This is a genomic window from Deinococcus psychrotolerans (assembly GCF_003860465.1).
GTDB classification, from domain to species: Bacteria; Deinococcota; Deinococci; order Deinococcales; family Deinococcaceae; genus Deinococcus; species Deinococcus psychrotolerans.
This window is the reverse complement of sequence record NZ_CP034183.1, coordinates 364,051-380,000: the sequence shown is the minus strand read 5'-3', so window position 1 is coordinate 380,000 and position 15,950 is coordinate 364,051. Positions and strand designations below refer to the sequence as shown.

At 61.9% G+C, this 15,950-nt stretch carries 15 protein-coding genes (1 of these 15 running past the window's edge); 7 read left to right on the top strand and 8 right to left on the bottom strand.

Annotated elements, in window-relative coordinates; genetic code table 11:
• Positions 1-317, top strand: partial view of a DEAD/DEAH box helicase gene (locus EHF33_RS01880; protein ID WP_124867382.1) — the end only. It extends 2,317 nt beyond the left edge of the window; the window shows 317 of its 2,634 coding nt (coding positions 2,318-2,634); its start codon lies beyond the left edge, outside the window; it ends in the stop codon at positions 315-317.
• Between the two features lie 17 nt (positions 318-334).
• Entirely contained in the window at positions 335-1,522 is a 1,188-nt protein-coding gene (locus EHF33_RS01875; protein WP_124867380.1) for a WD40 repeat domain-containing protein, read from the top strand.
• Positions 1,523-1,649: 127 nt separating this feature from the next.
• Here the strand turns inward: EHF33_RS01875 and EHF33_RS01870 are convergent, their stop codons facing one another.
• The 4 genes from EHF33_RS01870 to EHF33_RS01855 all read right to left on the bottom strand — a co-directional run bounded on the left by EHF33_RS01870 (position 1,650) and on the right by EHF33_RS01855 (position 4,913).
• Entirely contained in the window at positions 1,650-2,372 is a 723-nt protein-coding gene (locus EHF33_RS01870; protein ID WP_124867378.1) for a 50S ribosomal protein L25/general stress protein Ctc, read from the bottom strand.
• 198 nt (positions 2,373-2,570) lie between these two features.
• Complete coding sequence (locus EHF33_RS01865; RefSeq protein WP_124867376.1) at positions 2,571-3,149, bottom strand: 3'-5' exonuclease; 579 nt, start codon at positions 3,147-3,149, stop codon at positions 2,571-2,573.
• Positions 3,150-3,210: 61 nt separating this feature from the next.
• Entirely contained in the window at positions 3,211-4,092 is an 882-nt protein-coding gene (locus tag EHF33_RS01860; protein WP_124872712.1) for a DMT family transporter, read from the bottom strand.
• Positions 4,093-4,103: 11 nt separating this feature from the next.
• Positions 4,104-4,913, bottom strand: coding sequence for a glucodextranase DOMON-like domain-containing protein (locus EHF33_RS01855; RefSeq protein WP_241191211.1), 810 nt, complete (start codon positions 4,911-4,913; stop codon positions 4,104-4,106).
• Between the two features lie 124 nt (positions 4,914-5,037).
• Between EHF33_RS01855 and recD2 the strand changes: the two genes are divergently transcribed.
• The 3 genes from recD2 (at position 5,038) to EHF33_RS01840 (ending at position 10,595) form a co-directional block, all read left to right on the top strand.
• The gene (gene recD2 / locus EHF33_RS01850; protein WP_124867374.1) at positions 5,038-7,152 is read left to right on the top strand and encodes an SF1B family DNA helicase RecD2; all 2,115 of its coding nucleotides are present in this window, start codon (positions 5,038-5,040) and stop codon (positions 7,150-7,152) included.
• A 208-nt stretch (positions 7,153-7,360) separates the two neighbouring features.
• Entirely contained in the window at positions 7,361-8,983 is a 1,623-nt protein-coding gene (locus tag EHF33_RS01845; RefSeq protein ID WP_124867372.1) for an HD domain-containing phosphohydrolase, read from the top strand.
• Positions 8,984-9,026: 43 nt separating this feature from the next.
• Complete coding sequence (locus tag EHF33_RS01840) at positions 9,027-10,595, top strand: GGDEF domain-containing protein (protein ID WP_241191210.1); 1,569 nt, start codon at positions 9,027-9,029, stop codon at positions 10,593-10,595.
• Positions 10,596-10,645: 50 nt separating this feature from the next.
• Here the strand turns inward: EHF33_RS01840 and EHF33_RS01835 are convergent, their stop codons facing one another.
• Positions 10,646-11,317, bottom strand: a complete 672-nt coding sequence (locus tag EHF33_RS01835; RefSeq protein WP_124867370.1) for a hypothetical protein — start codon at positions 11,315-11,317, stop codon at positions 10,646-10,648.
• Positions 11,318-11,504: 187 nt separating this feature from the next.
• On the opposite strand from EHF33_RS01835, the gene EHF33_RS01830 reads away from it, so the two are divergent.
• Together EHF33_RS01830 and sthA are read left to right on the top strand one after the other, a co-directional pair.
• Positions 11,505-11,807, top strand: coding sequence for a putative quinol monooxygenase (locus EHF33_RS01830; RefSeq protein WP_124867368.1), 303 nt, complete (start codon positions 11,505-11,507; stop codon positions 11,805-11,807).
• 165 nt (positions 11,808-11,972) lie between these two features.
• On the top strand, positions 11,973-13,502 hold the full coding sequence (gene sthA / locus EHF33_RS01825; protein WP_241191209.1) for a Si-specific NAD(P)(+) transhydrogenase: 1,530 nt from the start codon (positions 11,973-11,975) through the stop codon (positions 13,500-13,502).
• Here sthA and EHF33_RS01820 read toward each other — a convergent pair.
• From EHF33_RS01820 to EHF33_RS01810, 3 genes are read right to left on the bottom strand one after another with little or no spacing between them, the layout of a single operon-like run.
• Positions 13,499-14,671 carry an amidohydrolase family protein gene (locus EHF33_RS01820; RefSeq protein ID WP_124867366.1) on the bottom strand — a complete coding sequence of 391 codons (1,173 nt, stop codon included), beginning with the start codon at positions 14,669-14,671 and terminating at the stop codon, positions 13,499-13,501. The genes sthA and EHF33_RS01820 overlap by 4 nt on opposite strands.
• Positions 14,668-15,078, bottom strand: coding sequence for a globin domain-containing protein (locus EHF33_RS01815; RefSeq protein WP_124867364.1), 411 nt, complete (start codon positions 15,076-15,078; stop codon positions 14,668-14,670). Before EHF33_RS01815 ends, EHF33_RS01820 begins: the two co-directional genes overlap by 4 nt.
• A 58-nt stretch (positions 15,079-15,136) precedes the next feature.
• A complete protein-coding gene (locus tag EHF33_RS01810; RefSeq protein WP_124867362.1) occupies positions 15,137-15,922 on the bottom strand; it encodes an ABC transporter permease in 786 nt (261 codons plus the stop codon).
• Positions 15,923-15,950: the final 28 nt, after the last annotated feature.

Below are 15,950 nucleotides of genomic sequence, written 5' to 3'. Positions count from 1 at the left end.
TCATTGCCACAAGCGAGACGCCAAACGCTGGGCCGATTTCCTGGGCAGCTCAGGCCCGCGAGTTGCTAGATTTGCAGGGCCTGTCACTGCCAGAAGTCAGCGCCCGCCTCGGCATTCCCAGCCGCGAGATTCAGAAGGTGGTGGCCAAAACCAAACCGCTGCGGCTGAGGCACGCCAAATTTGGCGATGGGGTGTTCACTCAGGGCTTTCACCAGGGCGACAAGCGCGAAGTGCTGGTGTACTTTCCGGGCGTGGGGCAAAAACGCCTGATTTTGAAATACGCGGGGCTGACGGTGCTGGAAGAAGTGGCGGGTTGATTCTTTTAAACTTAGGGATGCATCAAATCCTACGCAAAATCTTTTGCGGATGTTTGTCATTGACATTGGGAGCGGGCGAAGCGGAGAAGATCGTTTCTCTCCATGCTCCCATCTCGGCACTTTCACCTGACGGTCATAGTGTTTACAGTTATGTTTACAGTGCGCTTGGCAGAGGATTCAGGTACTTAGATATCTACGATTTTAGAGATTTTTCTTTAAGAACCTTGGAATTGAGCTCTGACGGCAGAATCGGCGAAGTGCATCATTTAGATTTTCTCGACGAGGCGCGATTAAATTTAATGACTGATAGATCTTCGCTATCCCCTGTCACTTTTGATAAGAGTGGCAGATTCGCCATAATAAACTCCAGACTGTACAGTATCGGCACAGACGAAAAGATTATGCCCAATCCTATTTCGAATAGACGCCTCAGTGGAAATTTTACTGGGGACAGTCGCTATTTGGTCATCAGCGGCTTGTGTGAGATAGAATTTCTTAAACTAGAGAATCTAAAATTCAATGACAAGCTACAAATCTGCAACCCGAAAAACGTATCAATTGGTTGGGAGTCTGCTGATGCGAGACTCACAAAAAATGGAAAAATATTTGTCTTTTCAGTAGATGATGTAAAAGTCTATAGATCGGGAATTACAGAATCGCCAACTAGATCGATAAATTTCACGCGAAAACCAATCTACAAGACAATTGATGAGCGAGATAATAGTATTGGAGCAGCCTTATATCAAGGCGATTTTGTCTCAAGTTCAACGTCAGTCAGTCCAGATGAAAGATTGGTCGCCGGGGGTCTAGTCATTTATCTTCAGCCTAGACCTGTCAAGGTTAACAGGCTGTCATCGGCTGGCTGGGTGCGAGACTTCGATACGGGAAAAATTCAGTACCAACTCACAGGTCAGAAACTTGGCATCTTCCAGACTGTCTTCAGCCCAGATGGACAGTACCTGGCTACACGCGGAGATGTGACAGGAGACGCGGTTGGAACCAGCCGTTGTTCGGCTTCCGATAAACCAGACGATCTACCAGAATCAAAATTCGGCGACGGCACAATCGCACTCAGAGACTCAAAAACAGGTAAGATCCTAAAGAAATATCCAAATGCCTGTTATGGGCCGATATTCAGCAAAGACGGCAAGAAACTGATATACAGCGATTATCAGTTGAGAATGCATGTCATAAAAGTGCCATGAAGATTTAGAACGGCATCTAAATTCCACCATACCGCAGAGTGACATTCATCCTTTCGCCTACAAACTGTCACCCAAATCAAAGAGCGCGGCCCCCGAAGGAACCGCGCTCTTGGTTCGAAAGTAAGGCTTACTCTTCGCTGGCTTTGCTGGAGTCGTCTTCGCTTTCTTCCTTGGCCACTTCCTCGCTGCTCTCGGCTTTGGCTTCTTCCAAGCTGGTTTCGCCTTCCAGAACAGCTTCGGCGGCGGCTTCGCTGAGTTCGCCGGACGCGACCATGCCCGCAACCTGCGCGGCCTGGGTTTCGGCTTCGGCTTCCTCGGCAGTCAGGCGCGGCGGCAAGACGCTGATGATCATGATGCTCTCGTCGACGGCCAGTTTGACACCTTCAGGCAACTTGAGATCGCCTGCGGTGATGTGATCGCCGATGTTGAGCTTGCTGACATCCACCACGATTTCTTGGGGAATCCGGCGCGGGCCGGGGGCAATGATGCTGAGGCTGTGGGTGACGATGTCCACCAAGCCGCCCATGACTTCGCCCTGGCTCTTGCCTTTGATGTGAACCGGCACGCTGGCTTCAATCGGCTGGCCGTACGTGACCATGAAAAAGTCGACGTGCTGCGCGACGCGCTTGCGCTTGTCCATCTGCACGGCTTTGACCAGTGCGGGGAAGGTTTCGCCGCCTTCGATGGTGATATCGAACAAGCCCGCCGTGCCCTGAGCACGGAAAGCCCGGTCAAAGGCTTTGAGGTCAATGGTAAACGAGACATTGTGCTCTTTGTTGTAAGCGACGGCGGGGATCATGCCCACCGGCAGCTTGTCTTGGGTGTTTCTGGGGGTGGCTTTCAGTTCCATAGTGTATTTCTCCCTCTGGGACGGGTTTGCCGCTCGCGTTCTTGCTTCCTGCGCTTGGTGAGTTGGGTTCAAGCTGGCAGGGCGAGGCGGCAACCGTGCAACTTTAGCAGTGTAGCAAAGAGGGGGCGGGTTCTGGAAGGGGTAAACAGGGGGCAGCATGAACAGCCTTGAACGTGCCCGGCTCCACCAAACTCCGCCTCACCAGGATTTGAGCTTTTCTCTCTCCCCTGTTCCCACCGTCTCCAGCATCTGCATGAGTTGCACGAACGCCTGAGCCGTCAGCTGCACGTCCCCGAAGCTGCGGTGGCGGCCTCCGGGAGCAAATTCGAGATTGAGGCGCTGGGCCAGCACCCCCAGGTTATGCGCCCGCTCACGGGGAAAGGCGCGGCGCGAGAGCTGCACCGTACACAGCTCACGCGCAGGTGTCCAGCTCAGGCCGTGCCGACGGGTCGCCACCCGCATGAAGCCGCCGTCAAAGGAGATGTTGTGGGCCACCACCGCTGCGCCGCCCACGAAAGCCAGAAAGTCGGGCAGCACCGCGCCCAGCAGCGGCGATTGCGCCACCATCTGGTCGCTGATGCCGTGAACGCGCTGGGCCTGCCAGGGAATCGGCATGGCCGAGCCGTCGGCCCGCTGGGGACGAACGAGTGACTCGAAACGCTCGCTTTCCCGAACTTGGCCGTCTCTGATTTTGAGTGCGCCGATTTCTACGATGGCGTCTTTTTCGGGACTCAGGCCCGTGGTTTCGAGGTCAAAGACCACATATTCGTTTAACACCCCTGTATTTAACACCACCGCGCCCGCTTCTTCCTGTCGCCGCTTACCTTGCCCCAACCTTTTATCCCGCCGCCGGGTGCTGCACTTTGGAAGCGGTGCTGAACAGCAAAGCCGCGCCGATCACCAGCGCCGCACCGAAGAGGGCCGGAGGGCTGAGGCGCTCGGCAAACAGCAGGGCGGCCAGCACAGACGCCACCACCGGCTCCAAGCTGGCGATCACGCTGGCGCGAGTGGGATTGAGCCGCCGGAGGCCCAAGCTGTAAGCGGTATAAGCGGCGAAGGTACACAGCAGGGCAATGCAGCCCAGGTTAAACCAGGCGACGGACGTTTTGGCAGCAAAAGGCACGAACGGCAGCAGACCCAGCGCCCCCACGGGCAGCGCCACCGCGTAAAGGGCTTGCGGATCGTAACGCTCAAAAAAGACCCGCCCGTAGAGGTAATACAAACTGTAGGTCAGGCCAGCCGTGAGGCCCCACCCCAGCGAGAGCGCCGACACCTGCACGCCCGAGCCGCCACCCAGCGAAATCAGCGCCACGCCGCCCAGCGTCAGAACCACTGCGCCGAGTTCACGCGGCCCGAGGCGCTCTTTCCAGAACAGCCAACCGGACAGCGCCACGAACGCGGGAGCGGTGTAGAGCAGCACTGAGGCCAGACTCGCCCCGCCTGCCCGCACCGCCAGTTGGTAACTGCCGTAAAAAATGCTGACGCCCGCCAAGCCGAACAGAATCGTCAGAAGCAGATCGCGGCCACGCGGTAGGCGGGAGCGGCGAAGCCCGGCGCTGAGGGCAAAGCAGGCCCCGCCCAGCAGCGCCCGCCAGAAGGCCACTTCCAGCGGCCCGAGGCCCTGAGCCTGCGCGAACTTACCGAAGATACCCAGCAGCCCCCACAAAAAAGCCGCCAGCAGCACCCAGCCCGCGCCGTTTTGAGCACTTTTGAAACTCAGCTTGCCAAGCCTCAAGCGCCGCGCCGCCACGCCAGGACACTCAGCACAGCCGCCGCCAGAAGTCCGGCAATCGCCAGCCCCAGCAAAATCACGGAGCGGGTGTCACGGATTTGACCGACAGCGGGCAAAACACCAGTCGCGTAGACCTGTTTTTGATCGCCGCTCAGCAGCACATCCACTGGAACAGGCGTGCCTTCGCGGGCGCTCCGAAGGCCGCTGGCCGAAGTGTCGCCGCCGGGCCGCAAAAGTCCGTCGGGACTGAAGGGGCTGTAGACGCTGCTGGTTACCCAGTAGCTGTACTCGCCCGCTTTGAGGCCAGTGTCCAAGGTCAGCTCAGTGCCTTGCAGCGTGACTCGCGGCGCGTCGGGAGCGAGGACGGGGCGCAGGGGTTGGGCGGCAGCTTGGTCAGTTTGCGGCGGAGCGCTGAAATGCTGCACCTGAAAACCGTCGAGGCGGTAATGTTCCTGCCAGCCCGACGACCCCGCCACCCGCAGGCCCAGACCCGTCAAGTCACTGACACCGCCCGGAGCCGTTTTGACAAAAATATCCAGCACCGCGCCGGAGTAGCCAGCGGGCGCGTTCCAGGGATTGCCAACGGCCCCGAACGACACACTCAGGCGCAGTTTGCCGCCGATGTTTTCAGCCTTAAACAAGCGCAGATCAAGTGTCGAAGCGCTGAGGGCTGGGCGAGTGGGCAACTGATAACTGCCGTCGCCGCTGGCGTCCCCTGCCGGATCAGGCACGCTCAGCAGCAAGGCCGGCGGCGGAGCAACGGCCGCAGCGGGAAGAGGCAGGAGGAGGGCGGCAAGCAGCGAAAACACGCCGGTCAGTATAGCGGCGCGAGCTGAGGCGGCGGCTAGCCAGCAGATGAGCGGGCGGCAGCGACCTTGGCGACCCCAATCGGTTGACTCTGAGATCGGTTGACTCTGATATGCTGACAACAGAATGAACGCCGCCGACCCCACCCAGCAACACCTGACTCCCCAAGCTCAGCATCTGCGGGTGTCGGGCAGCGTCAACAAAGTCCGTTACCGCGCCGACAGCGGCTTTACCGTGCTATCGGCGACCCTCAAAAACGAGGAAGGCGAGGACGACGACGCCACTGTGGTGGGCTTGATGCCGCCGCTGGACGTGGGCGACAGCTTCACCGCCGAAGTGAGCATGGAAGAGCACCGCGAGTACGGCTATCAGTACAAGGTGCTGAACATGGTGCTGGAAGCCGCACCCAGCGACCTCACCGAAGAAGGCGTGGCGGCCTACTTGGAAGCCCGGGTGGGTGGCGTCGGCAAGGTGCTGGCCAAGCGAATCGCCTCGCACTTTGGTTCCGCCACCTTCGAAGTGCTCTCGGAGACGCCAGAAAAAATGCTGCAAGTGCCGGGGATTACCCAGGCCACTCTCTTCAAGATGACCCAGAGCTGGAGCGTTCAGGGCGGCGAGCGGCGCTCTCTGGCGGCGTTGCAGGGGCTGGGCCTGAGCATCTCGCAGGCGCAGCGGGCCACCAAGCACTTTGGCGAAGCGGCAGCCGAGCGCCTCAGCGCCGATATCTACGCCCTGACCGAAGTAGAGGGCATCGGCTTTTTGACCGCCGACAAACTGGCGCAGGAGCAGGGCATCACCAGCGACGACCCGCGCCGCCTGACCGCCGCCGCCGTGTACGCCATTCAGCAGGCCGCTCAGCAGGGTGGGCACAGCTTTTTGCCGCGCACCCGGGCTGAAAAAGGCGTCGGCCACTACGCCCGCGTCTCACCGGAACAAGCCATGCTGGCGCTCGACAACGCCATAGAGCTGGGCCGTCTCAAAGACGACGAGGGCCGGATTTATCTGCCGCCGGTGCTGCGGGCCGAGCGGCGGCTGGCGGGCGTGATCCGCACCCTGATCGCCACGCCGCCCACCGGCGAATGGAATGTGCCGGGAGGCGCGGACAAGGGGCTGTCCGAGGAGCAGGCCACCGTGCTACACCTCTTAGAAGATAACCGGCTGGTGGTGCTGACCGGCGGCCCCGGCACCGGCAAAAGCACCACCACGCGGGCAGTGGCCGACCTCGCCGAATCGCTCGACCTGGAAGTGGGATTGTGCGCCCCCACCGGCAAAGCGGCGCGGCGGCTGGGCGAGGTCACGGGCCGGAGTGCGAGCACCATTCACCGCTTGCTCGGTTACGGGCCGGAGGGCTTCAGGCACAACCACCTCGAACCTGCGCCCTACGACCTGATTATCGTGGACGAGGTGAGCATGTGCGGCGACGCTCTGATGCTGAGCCTCCTCAATGCCGTGTCGCCGGGAGCGCGGGTGCTGCTGGTGGGCGACACCGACCAGTTGCCCCCAGTGGACGCCGGATTGCCGCTGCACGCCATCACGCAGGTTGCGCCCACTATTCGGCTCTCACAGGTCTACCGGCAGGCCGCCAAAAATCCGATTATTCAGGCAGCGCACGGCCTACTCAGTGGCAAAGCGCCGGAGTGGGGGCCAGCCGAATTGCACTTTGTGGCCACCGACGCCGACGTGGGGGCACGGCGGGTAGCCCTGCTGGTGCGCGAACTCGGCGGCCCCGGCAAGGTGCAGGTGCTGACCCCGATGCGCAAAGGGCCGCTGGGAGTGGAGACGCTCAACCACCATTTGCAGGGCATTTTTAATCCTGGAGTGGGCGGCGTCCGGATTGCCGACGGCGAAGCGCGGGCGGGCGACATCGTGGTGCAGACCAAAAACGATTATCAGAATGAGGTTTTTAACGGCACGCTGGGCACCGTCTTGCGCGAAGACCGGGGCAAGTTACAGGTGGACTTTGACGGCAACGTGGTGGAACTCGCCGGGGCCGAACTGTTCAATTTGCAACTCGGCTACGCGCTCACCGTCCACCGCGCTCAGGGCAGCGAGTGGGACACGGTGCTGGGTGTGCTGCACGAAGCCCACATGCCGATGCTCTCACGCAACCTCGCCTACACCGCCCTGACGCGGGCCAAAGAAAGATTTGTCAGCGTAGGGTCGCAGAGCGCCTGGGTGAGAGCAGCGAGCAAGCAAAAAGACGAGCGGTATACAGCCCTGCTGGAGCGGATTCGCGGGTAAAGTCGCTCCAGCACAAGACAAACTTCATTTTCTGGGGAGAGAGACAAATCACCTGTTTGTTTTTCGGCCCACCCTTCCGAGTGAATTGACCTGTCTTCACAATGAGAAGCCTGTAAGATGGCACACGTATACTGGGGCCAATGCCTCGCCGCTTTTTCTTCTTTTGTGTGGGTCAACGGCTCTGCCGGACACGGCAAGGGAGGCGGACTTGAAATCTACCCTCGTCAAGTCTGCCGCCCCGAATCGGCACCGCTCCTCCGGGCCGCACCGTCCCAAGCCCGGTGTGGAGGCGCAGACAGTGGTGCTGCTGGCCCAGTCTTCCGAGGATGTCTTTCGGCGCTGCGTCAGTCTGGCGCTGGAGATCACGCGGGCTACCACCTCGATGGTGCTGCTGCACCGGCCCGGGCTGGACGTGTTGGAAGTGGTCGCCGCCAGCGGTCATCTGGCCGAGGAGGCCACCGGACGGCAGTTGAGGCGCGGTGAGGCGCTGGGCTGGCGGGTCTTTGACTCGGGCGAGGTGCAGAGCGTTGAGCGGGCGCAGGACATAGCCGAGGCGTATTTCGTCTCTGGGCGTGCTCAGGCGGGTATGTACCTGGGAGTGCCGCTGCTCGACCCGGAAGGTCAGGTGCTGGGCGTGCTGTCTGCCGATACCACCGACAGCCCAGAGCGGCTGGACGCGGCAGACGCTCTGGCGCTGCTGCTGCTGGGACAGGCGGCTGGAGTGGCCTACAGCCGCTGGCTGGCGCTCGAACACGCTCAGGTCACCGCGCGGCAATTCGAGCGCCTCGCCACCCTGACGCCGGAGCTCGACCGCCTGACCCGGCCTGAAGAGATTGCCCGGCTGGCTTTGCAAGCGCTTATTGAAGTGAGTGGGTTTACTTCCGGAGCGGTGTTCGGCATCGATTCCCAGGGGCAAGCCACCTTGACGGTGCTGGAGGGTGAAGAGTATGAGGGCCCACCCAGCGCTGCCCAGTTACGCGAGCCGCATCCACCGGCGGGCCTGGTGGCGGAGGTGTTGCGAACCGGCAGCCCGCAGTTGGTGCCCGATTACATGAGCTGGAGCGGCGCACGTGTTCACAGCATTTACACCGCCGCCGCCGCGCCGCTGCGTTCACGCGGGCAGGTCGTGGGCGTGATCGGCCTGATGCATACCCGTCACCGTCACGAAGCCCCCGGCGAAATCATGACCCTGCTCGGCATGGTCGCGGCCCGCATCGATCAAGCGCTGGAACGCGCCGCCGGACTTGAATATCTGCATCAGACGCGCGAAGCGGCTTTACGGGCGCTGGGCCGGGTGCTCGAAGGCCGTGACGGCGATACCTTCGGCCACACCGACCGTGTCACCACGCTGGCGCTGCAACTGGGGGAAGCGCTGGGGCAGTCGCCAGAAGACTTGCAGCATCTGCGCTGGGGTGCTTACCTGCACGACATCGGCAAGGTGGCGGTGGGTGACGACGTACTGCGTAAGCCCGGTGAATTGACGGCGGCGGAGCGGCGGCTGATGCAGCGCCATGTGGTGGTCGGAGACGACATGCTCCGGGACGAGGTGTTTGTGCCGCGTGCGGTCAGGGAAGTGGTGCGCCATCACCATGAGCGCTGGGACGGCTCTGGGTATCCAGATCGGCTGGCAGGTGAGGCGATTCCGCTGCTGGCCCGCATCTTCAGCGTGGTGGACGTTTACGACGCGCTGGTCAGCGAGCGGCCCTACAAACGGGCCTGGCCCCAGTCGGAAGCGCTGGCCGAGCTTGAACGCTGCGCGGGCAGCCAGTTCGATCCGCAGATCGTGGAGGTGTTCGTGAATTTGGAGCAAGCATGTTCGGTGTTTCTGTGATGCAGCGGCGTTGCGGCGTTGCGGGGCGGCTGGCGTGAACGGCATGTCGACCCGCTTAATGACCTTGTCCCGGCGCACAGCCCTGCAAGAGGTGGAGAAGAAGCTCACCCAATCGGAAATCAGTGCTGCCGAGCGTACTCTGCTTCACCGCGACGCCGTTTACATCGCTATCGATCTGGGAGAAGCCGCCTGCGCCATGACGCACGCCCTGAGTGCGCTGGAGCTGGCCCGTGCCTGCCAGGACGGTCCCTTGCAGGTCAAGGCGCACGTGGCTCTGGCGCTGGTGCAGGCCGAATCCTACGACGACCTGGGGGCGAGCGTGCAATTTGCGCTGGCGGATGAGCTGGCCCGCGAACATCACGATGACCGTGGAGTGGCATTGGTCGCCGTGAATACCTCGCACTACGAACTTGAGCGCCGCAACTACGTCGAGGCCGTGCTGGTGCTGATCCGGCTGCTGCGCTCCGAGCATGTCCGGGGACTGGCGCTGCCCGAGTCGGTCGGTCTGCTCAACACCTTCCACATCAACTTTGTGGTGGGAGCTGCCGAGGCGCTGCTGAGCGCTCAGATTCCGCTCGCCGAGCAACCAGAAGCGGCGGAGCAACTGCGGCTCTCGGTGGCGTTCCTGCGCGGCATGGAGCGTGAGGGCAATGACGTACCTTCACTGGAAGCCACCGCCGTTCTGGACGCCCTGACCCGCTACGCGCTGTGGCAGGGCGATTTGAAGGCGGCTCAGCAACTCGCTGACGAACATGTGCGCCTGACCGGGCAGGCCGACGTGCCGGTGCTCTATGGCCGTGCCTTGCTGGATCGCAGCCGGGTGCGCGGGCAGATCGGCGATTTGGAGGCGGCGATTGATGACGCTCAGCAGGCCATTGAGCACTTCAAGGCGGCGGCCAACGGCCTGTGGGAGACACGCGCCCGCGAAACACTGGCCGAGGCTTACGCCCACGCCGGACGCTTTGAGCAGGCGTTCGAGACGCAGCGGGCAGTGACGCGCGGGGTGGAGCGGCTGTTTCGCGATTACCACCAGCAGCGTGCCTTGGTCGGTCAGATCGCGCAGCAGGCCCGTGAGGCTAAGGTTCATGCTCAGGCGATGGCGCAGGCGGCCCTGAGCGATCCCCTGACCGGCATTCCGAACCGCACCCAGGCGATGCAGGTAATGGCCCGACTGCGTGACCGTGCGGCGAGCGGCGGCCCGGTCAGTGCTATCGCGCTGATGGACCTCGACCACTTCAAGCGTGTCAATGACCTGTACGGGCACATCACCGGAGACGCCGTGCTGACCGAGGTCACTCGCCTGCTCACGGCGGAATTGCGAAGTGACGACATGCTGGCCCGGCTGGGCGGTGAGGAGTTCGTGGTGATCCTCACCGGAGCGCCGCTCGACGAGGCCGTGCGCCTGTGCGAGCATCTGCGCGACACCCTGCACCGCGCCAACTGGGAACACATCGCGCCGGGGCTGAACATGACCGGCAGTTTCGGAATCACCGTACTGAGCGGCGAGCTTGATTTGACAGCCACACTACAGGCCGCAGACCATGCCCTCTACGCGGCCAAGGCGGTTGGGCGCAACGCCGTGCAGGTGGCCCCTCAACTGCAATGCGTATGAGACGAAGTGTAAAGTGCTCGCTGCCGGAATGACAAACGCTCTGGTTGCACTCAGGGGGCAAGCTGCGCCCGCAGACTGTCCACATCTGTCCACAAGCTGCCTGGCAAGGCCGCGCCGTTGCCCACCGTGCCGCCGACGCTGATGCCGCCAAAACCCAGCGAGCCGGTGATGTTGATGGCCAGCGTGTTCCAACCCGCCAAAGCGTCGATACTGACCTGCACGGTGGTCGGGTAGCCGGTGGCCGCCGAGCAGTTGAGCGGCCCCTCCAGCGTAGTGGCTTTATCGGCGTAGAGGTAGGCCCGGCCTTTCAGGGTGCGGGTGGTCAGGGTTTTGGTTACGGTAGCATCGGCGTATTCCTTACCGTTGCCGGCGGTCAGGGTGGCAAAGGCGTACCCTTTGGCGCTGGGATCACCGAGCGTCAGTACCCCTGTGCAGCCCAGATCGGCCAGCAAGCCCGCTGTCAGCGAGGTCTTGTCACCCGAAAGCTGCGCGGAAGTCGGCAGCGTCAGGGTGAAGTTGCCCCCCGCGTCCACCGAGGTCACGGCCAGCGTTTTGCTGTTGCCACTCAAGCTGGCGGTGGTGTTGCCTATCCCCACCAATTGCCCACTCAGCACAGGCGTCACTTCGGGAGTGGGGGCAGGCTTGGGCGGAGTTGCGCTGTTACAAGCACTCAGCAGTGCGGCGGAAAAGCCCAGCACAGTCAACGAACGAAGCGAAATCATAACTTAGGGTATGACTCCAGACCAATCTCAATCTGATGACGGCCTGATGGCAAGCGGGGCGCTCTGAACTCACGCAACCGCCTTCACAGACTCCAGAGGGAAGCCGCGCCTTAACCACTTCTGCGTATCAGACCAGCTAAACTGGAGGTCAGCAACTCAGCCACAACCTATCCTCGGAGGTTTCAGCATGATTCTTTCACACGGCACTTTGACGTTTCCGGCAGCCCCCCTGGACACTGCCCGCAGCATGATGCGCGACCTCGCCGCCCAGACCCGCACCGAGCCGGGCTGCCTGCTTTATCAAGTTTCGGAGAATCTCGAAACGCCCGGCGGATTTATCATCAGCGAGCAGTGGGAGAGCATGGACGCCATGCAAGTTCACCTGAATCAGCCAGAAGTTGGTGAGTTGGTGGAAAAGGTCAAGGGAATGGGCGTCAACGATCTGAGCATTACTGCTTGGTCGGCGGGTGAAGCGACAAAAATCATGTAAGTGCCGACTCTCACAAGCAACCGCCCTCAGCGGCACTCGGCACGACACAATAAAAGACGGTGTGCTGCTGGGCGGCTTTTGTATGGCTGACCTTTGCGTGAAGTTGTTCGTGTAAGCTCAGCTCCGTCTGCTTCGTCTCCTCCACTCACCTGCCAAGAGGTCGCCATGACGCCAGTGCCTACTCACCCTTCGCCTGCCAACACCCCACTGCCGCCCCACACCGCCCACCCGGAAGAGTTCACTTACGATCTGCTGGTGATCGGCTCTGGCCCCGGCGGGCAGCGGGCGGCTATTCAGGCAGCCAAACTCGGCAAAAAAGTGGCGGTGGTCGAGCGCAAGGCGGTCATCGGCGGGGTGTGCATCAACACCGGCACCATCCCTTCAAAGACCTTCCGCGAGGCGATCATGCACCTGAGCGGTTACAACGAGCGCGGTCTGTACGGCTCCGCCTACGCCGTCAAAGATGACATCACCGTGCAAGACCTGCTGCTCAGAACCAGTAGCGTGATGTCACACGAGCTGGACGTGGTTCGCAATCAACTGCACCGCAATCGGGTGGAGAGCATCAACGCCGAGGCTTCATTCATGGGGCCGAACACCGTGCGGCTGCGCGACGTGCGCGGCCACGGCGACGGCTGGCGTGACGTGACGGCCCACACCATTGTCGTCGCGGTGGGTACCAAAGCGGCCCGCGACCCCAAAATTCCCTTCGACGGCCAGAAGATCATTATCAGCGACGACATTTTGGATTTGCAGAACTTGCCGCGCACGGTGACCGTTATCGGTGGCGGCGTCATCGGCTGCGAGTATGCCAGCATGTTCGCCGCGCTGGGGGTGCGCGTCACTTTGATCGACAAGCGCCCACGCCTGCTGGAGTTCGTGGATCACGAGATCACCGACGTGCTGGCCTACCAGATGCGCCAGAACCGCATGACCTTGCGGCTGGGCGAAGCGGTGAAAGTGGTGGAAAAAGTCCAAGACCGCCTCGGCGAGCGGGTCAAGGTGACGCTGGCCAGCGGCAAGGAAATTCTGAGCGATATGGTGCTGTACGCGATTGGCCGGGTGGGAGCCACCGAGCGCCTCAACCTGGAAGCAGCGGGCCTCAGCGCCGACGAGCGGGGCCGCATCAGCGTCAACGGGCATTACCAGACCAGCGTGAATCATATCTACGCGGTGGGCGACGTGATCGGCTTTCCCAGCCTGGCCAGCGTCAGCATGGAGCAGGGGCGCTTGGCGACCTGTCACGCTTTCGGCGTCCCGACTCAGAGCGTGCCGGAGCTGTTTCCCTACGGCATCTACACCATTCCTGAGATCAGCACCGTCGGCAAGAACGAGGAAGAACTGACCTCGGCGGGCGTACCCTACGAGATCGGCAAGGCCCAGTACCGCGAAATTGCGCGGGGCCAGATCATCGGCGACGAGCAGGGCACCCTCAAGCTGATCTTCCACCTGGATACGCGGGAACTGCTGGGCGTGCATATCATCGGCACCGGGGCCAGCGAACTGATTCACATCGGGCAGGCGGTGATGGCGTTTGGCGGCACGGTGGATTACTTCGTCAACACGGTTTTCAACTATCCCACGCTGGCCGAGTGTTACAAGACCGCCGCCTTTGACGGCATCAACCGCCTGGGCAGTGCGCCCTTGCTGGAGCCGAAACTGGAACCAGCTAAAGAAGTGGGGGAAGTGATCTAGGCTTCCGGCCAGATAAACCCTTCGCTCCACGCTTCGCCCCGCCGCAGAAACGGCACTTTCGTTCCCAGCACCCGGCTGCCTCCCTTGACTGCTGCCCGCACGATCAGGCGGGGGTCTAAGTTGGCGTGAATGCGCCGCGCCGCCGCGATTTCGTCAAAGATATTCAGCGTTTCGCCGCTCGCCACGCTATCGGTGCCCAGCGCCACGTCCACGCCCGCCGCCACGAAAGCCGTCCAGCGGAAAGTGCCGCATTCCAGATTGGCATTGCTGCGCGGACAGGTCACGACATTGGCTCCAGCCTGCGCCACCGTGCGGATGTCCTCGTCGGTGACGTTGACCATATGGATCAGGGTGGGCTTGGCGTCCAGCACGCCCAATTCGGCCAGATACGAGACGGGCGTCAGGTCGGGACTGGGAGCGCGGCCCAGCACTTCGGGCAAGGTCAGGTCGGGCGAGGTAAACGAAATCATGCGGGCAAAGCTTTGGGCAAGCGGGCCAGTGCCACTTTGAACCAGCTCCACTTCACTCGGATGCTCGGCCACGTGGATTTGCAGCGGCAGGTGTTCACGCCTCGCAAAGTTGGCCAAGAGGCGGTGCAGCTTGGATGAAACGGTGTGGGTGGCGTGCGGCGACAGGCCCAGCCGCATCCCGCCGGGGCGCTCCAGCTTGCGGAAACGCTGCACGTCTTGCATCACCTGAGCGAAGGTGGCGTCAGCGGTGGCCGGGTCGGGGTCGAGCACTTCCCAGTAAGCCACGCCGCTGAGTTCAGCTTCGCTCAGCAACCACTCCATCACTTCCGGCGCTCCGGGCCAGACGATGTCCCCCAACGCCGCCACGCCGCTGTGTTGGACTTGGGCCAGACCCTTTTTGGCTCCGGCTAGACCGCGTGAGAGCCGCCCAGCGATCACCACTTCAGGAATCCACTGGAAATACGGCAGCGCCTGAAAAGCATAGTCGGACATATCCAAATGCGCATGGGCGTTGATTGGCGGCGGGGCAATTACGCCCACTGTACGGCGCAGATCGGCTTGCGGGTACTGTCGGCGCAGCGTCTCCAAGTCGCCCGCTGCTGCGATGGTTTGGCCTCCCGTGACCACCGCGCCGTCCCGAATAGGAAGGCCCATGCCGGTATAGAGAATGTCGGCGTGAATCAGTTCCAACTCGCTCATGCGGGTTCCGGCGTGTTGACCATCGCGGCGGCGGTGCGACTCAGGGCGGCGAACAGTTCGGCGGCAGCGTCGGGCGCGAGGTCGGGAGTTTCGTGTATAGCCGTATTCATGCAGGCCAGCCACGCTCGCGCCCGCGTCGGGGTGATTTCAAACGGCAAGTGCCGTGCCCGTAAGCGGGGGTGTCCAAACTCCTGATGGTAAAGCGGCGGCCCACCCAGAAAGCCGCTCAGGAAGGCCTCCTGTTTGCGGGCGGTGAGGCTCAGGTCAGCGGGGAAAATGGGAATCAGGTCGGGGTGCTGGGCGACGTGGCCGTAAAATCGGGTCACCAGATCGTGAAGCACCTCGGGGCCGATACGCTTGTACAGCGTGTCCTCGGGCGAGGCGGCCAGTTGGAGGGGAGCGGTCATACTCTGAGGGTAGCGCAGGCAGCGGAAGTCGTTTGAGAATGTTCCAACCAACAGAGCCTCAGCTGCTGGCACTGGTGTAGCTGCCCAGCGCCCGCAGCCAGAACACCCGGCACAACACCAGCAGCACCAGCGCCACCAGCGGGCTGAACAGCGCCGCCTGTCCCAACTCGCCGCGCAGAGCCTGAGCCGGAATGGTCGTGATGAAGGCCACCGGAATCACGAAGGTCAGCACCGGACGAATCCACAGCGGCAGCGCTTGCAGCGGGTAGCGGCCTGCGCTGAAGACCCCCTGAAACAGCTCGGTGACGTTCTGAACGTTGACCAGCCAGAAGGCCGAGGTGTTGAGAATAAACCAGATCGCGTAGACCATCGCCACCGCGCTGAGATAGAGCACGGCAGCCAGTAACGCCCCGCCGAGTGTGACCGTACCCAGCGCCGCCGCCGACCAGACGATCAGGCCGAAGCCCAGCAGCATATCCGGCAGCCGCAGCAAATTGAGGTTGCGGGCCGAGAGCTGAAACTGCGCGTCCACCGGCTTGAGCAGCAAAAAGTCCAGCGTGCCGGTGCGGATACCTTCAGAGAGCTGAGTCAGGTTGGGCCGCAGCCAGACACTGATCAGTCCCTCGGTGAGTGTGAAGAAGCCCACCACCATCAGCGCTGCCTCCAAGTTCCAGCCGCCAAGCTCCTTGATTTCGGGGCGGCTGTAAAACAGATACACGCCCAGCAAACCGGTGGCGAGGTTGGCAAAGCTGCTCAGTAGAGCCGCGAAGAAGTTGGCGCGGTAAGCCAGTTGCACGCTGAGACTGGCAGAAAGGTAGATTTGCAGGAGGCGGAAGAATCTCACTTCATAGCCCTGATGAGAGGAACTTTGC

Bases quoted from the DNA above. Each gene is read 5' to 3' on its own strand.
- recD2 (WP_124867374.1), top strand. From the start codon at position 5,038: ATGAACGCCGCCGACCCCACCCAGCAACACCTGACTCCCCAAGCTCAG.
- EHF33_RS01840 (WP_241191210.1), top strand. From the start codon at position 9,027: ATGTCGACCCGCTTAATGACCTTGTCCCGGCGCACAGCCCTGCAAGAG.
- EHF33_RS01870 (WP_124867378.1), bottom strand. From the start codon at position 2,372: ATGGAACTGAAAGCCACCCCCAGAAACACCCAAGACAAGCTGCCGGTG.
- EHF33_RS01875 (WP_124867380.1), top strand. From the start codon at position 335: ATGCATCAAATCCTACGCAAAATCTTTTGCGGATGTTTGTCATTGACA.
- EHF33_RS01820 (WP_124867366.1), bottom strand. From the start codon at position 14,671: ATGAGCGAGTTGGAACTGATTCACGCCGACATTCTCTATACCGGCATG.
- EHF33_RS01830 (WP_124867368.1), top strand. From the start codon at position 11,505: ATGATTCTTTCACACGGCACTTTGACGTTTCCGGCAGCCCCCCTGGAC.
- sthA (WP_241191209.1), top strand. From the start codon at position 11,973: ATGACGCCAGTGCCTACTCACCCTTCGCCTGCCAACACCCCACTGCCG.
- EHF33_RS01835 (WP_124867370.1), bottom strand. From the start codon at position 11,317: ATGATTTCGCTTCGTTCGTTGACTGTGCTGGGCTTTTCCGCCGCACTG.
- EHF33_RS01815 (WP_124867364.1), bottom strand. From the start codon at position 15,078: ATGACCGCTCCCCTCCAACTGGCCGCCTCGCCCGAGGACACGCTGTAC.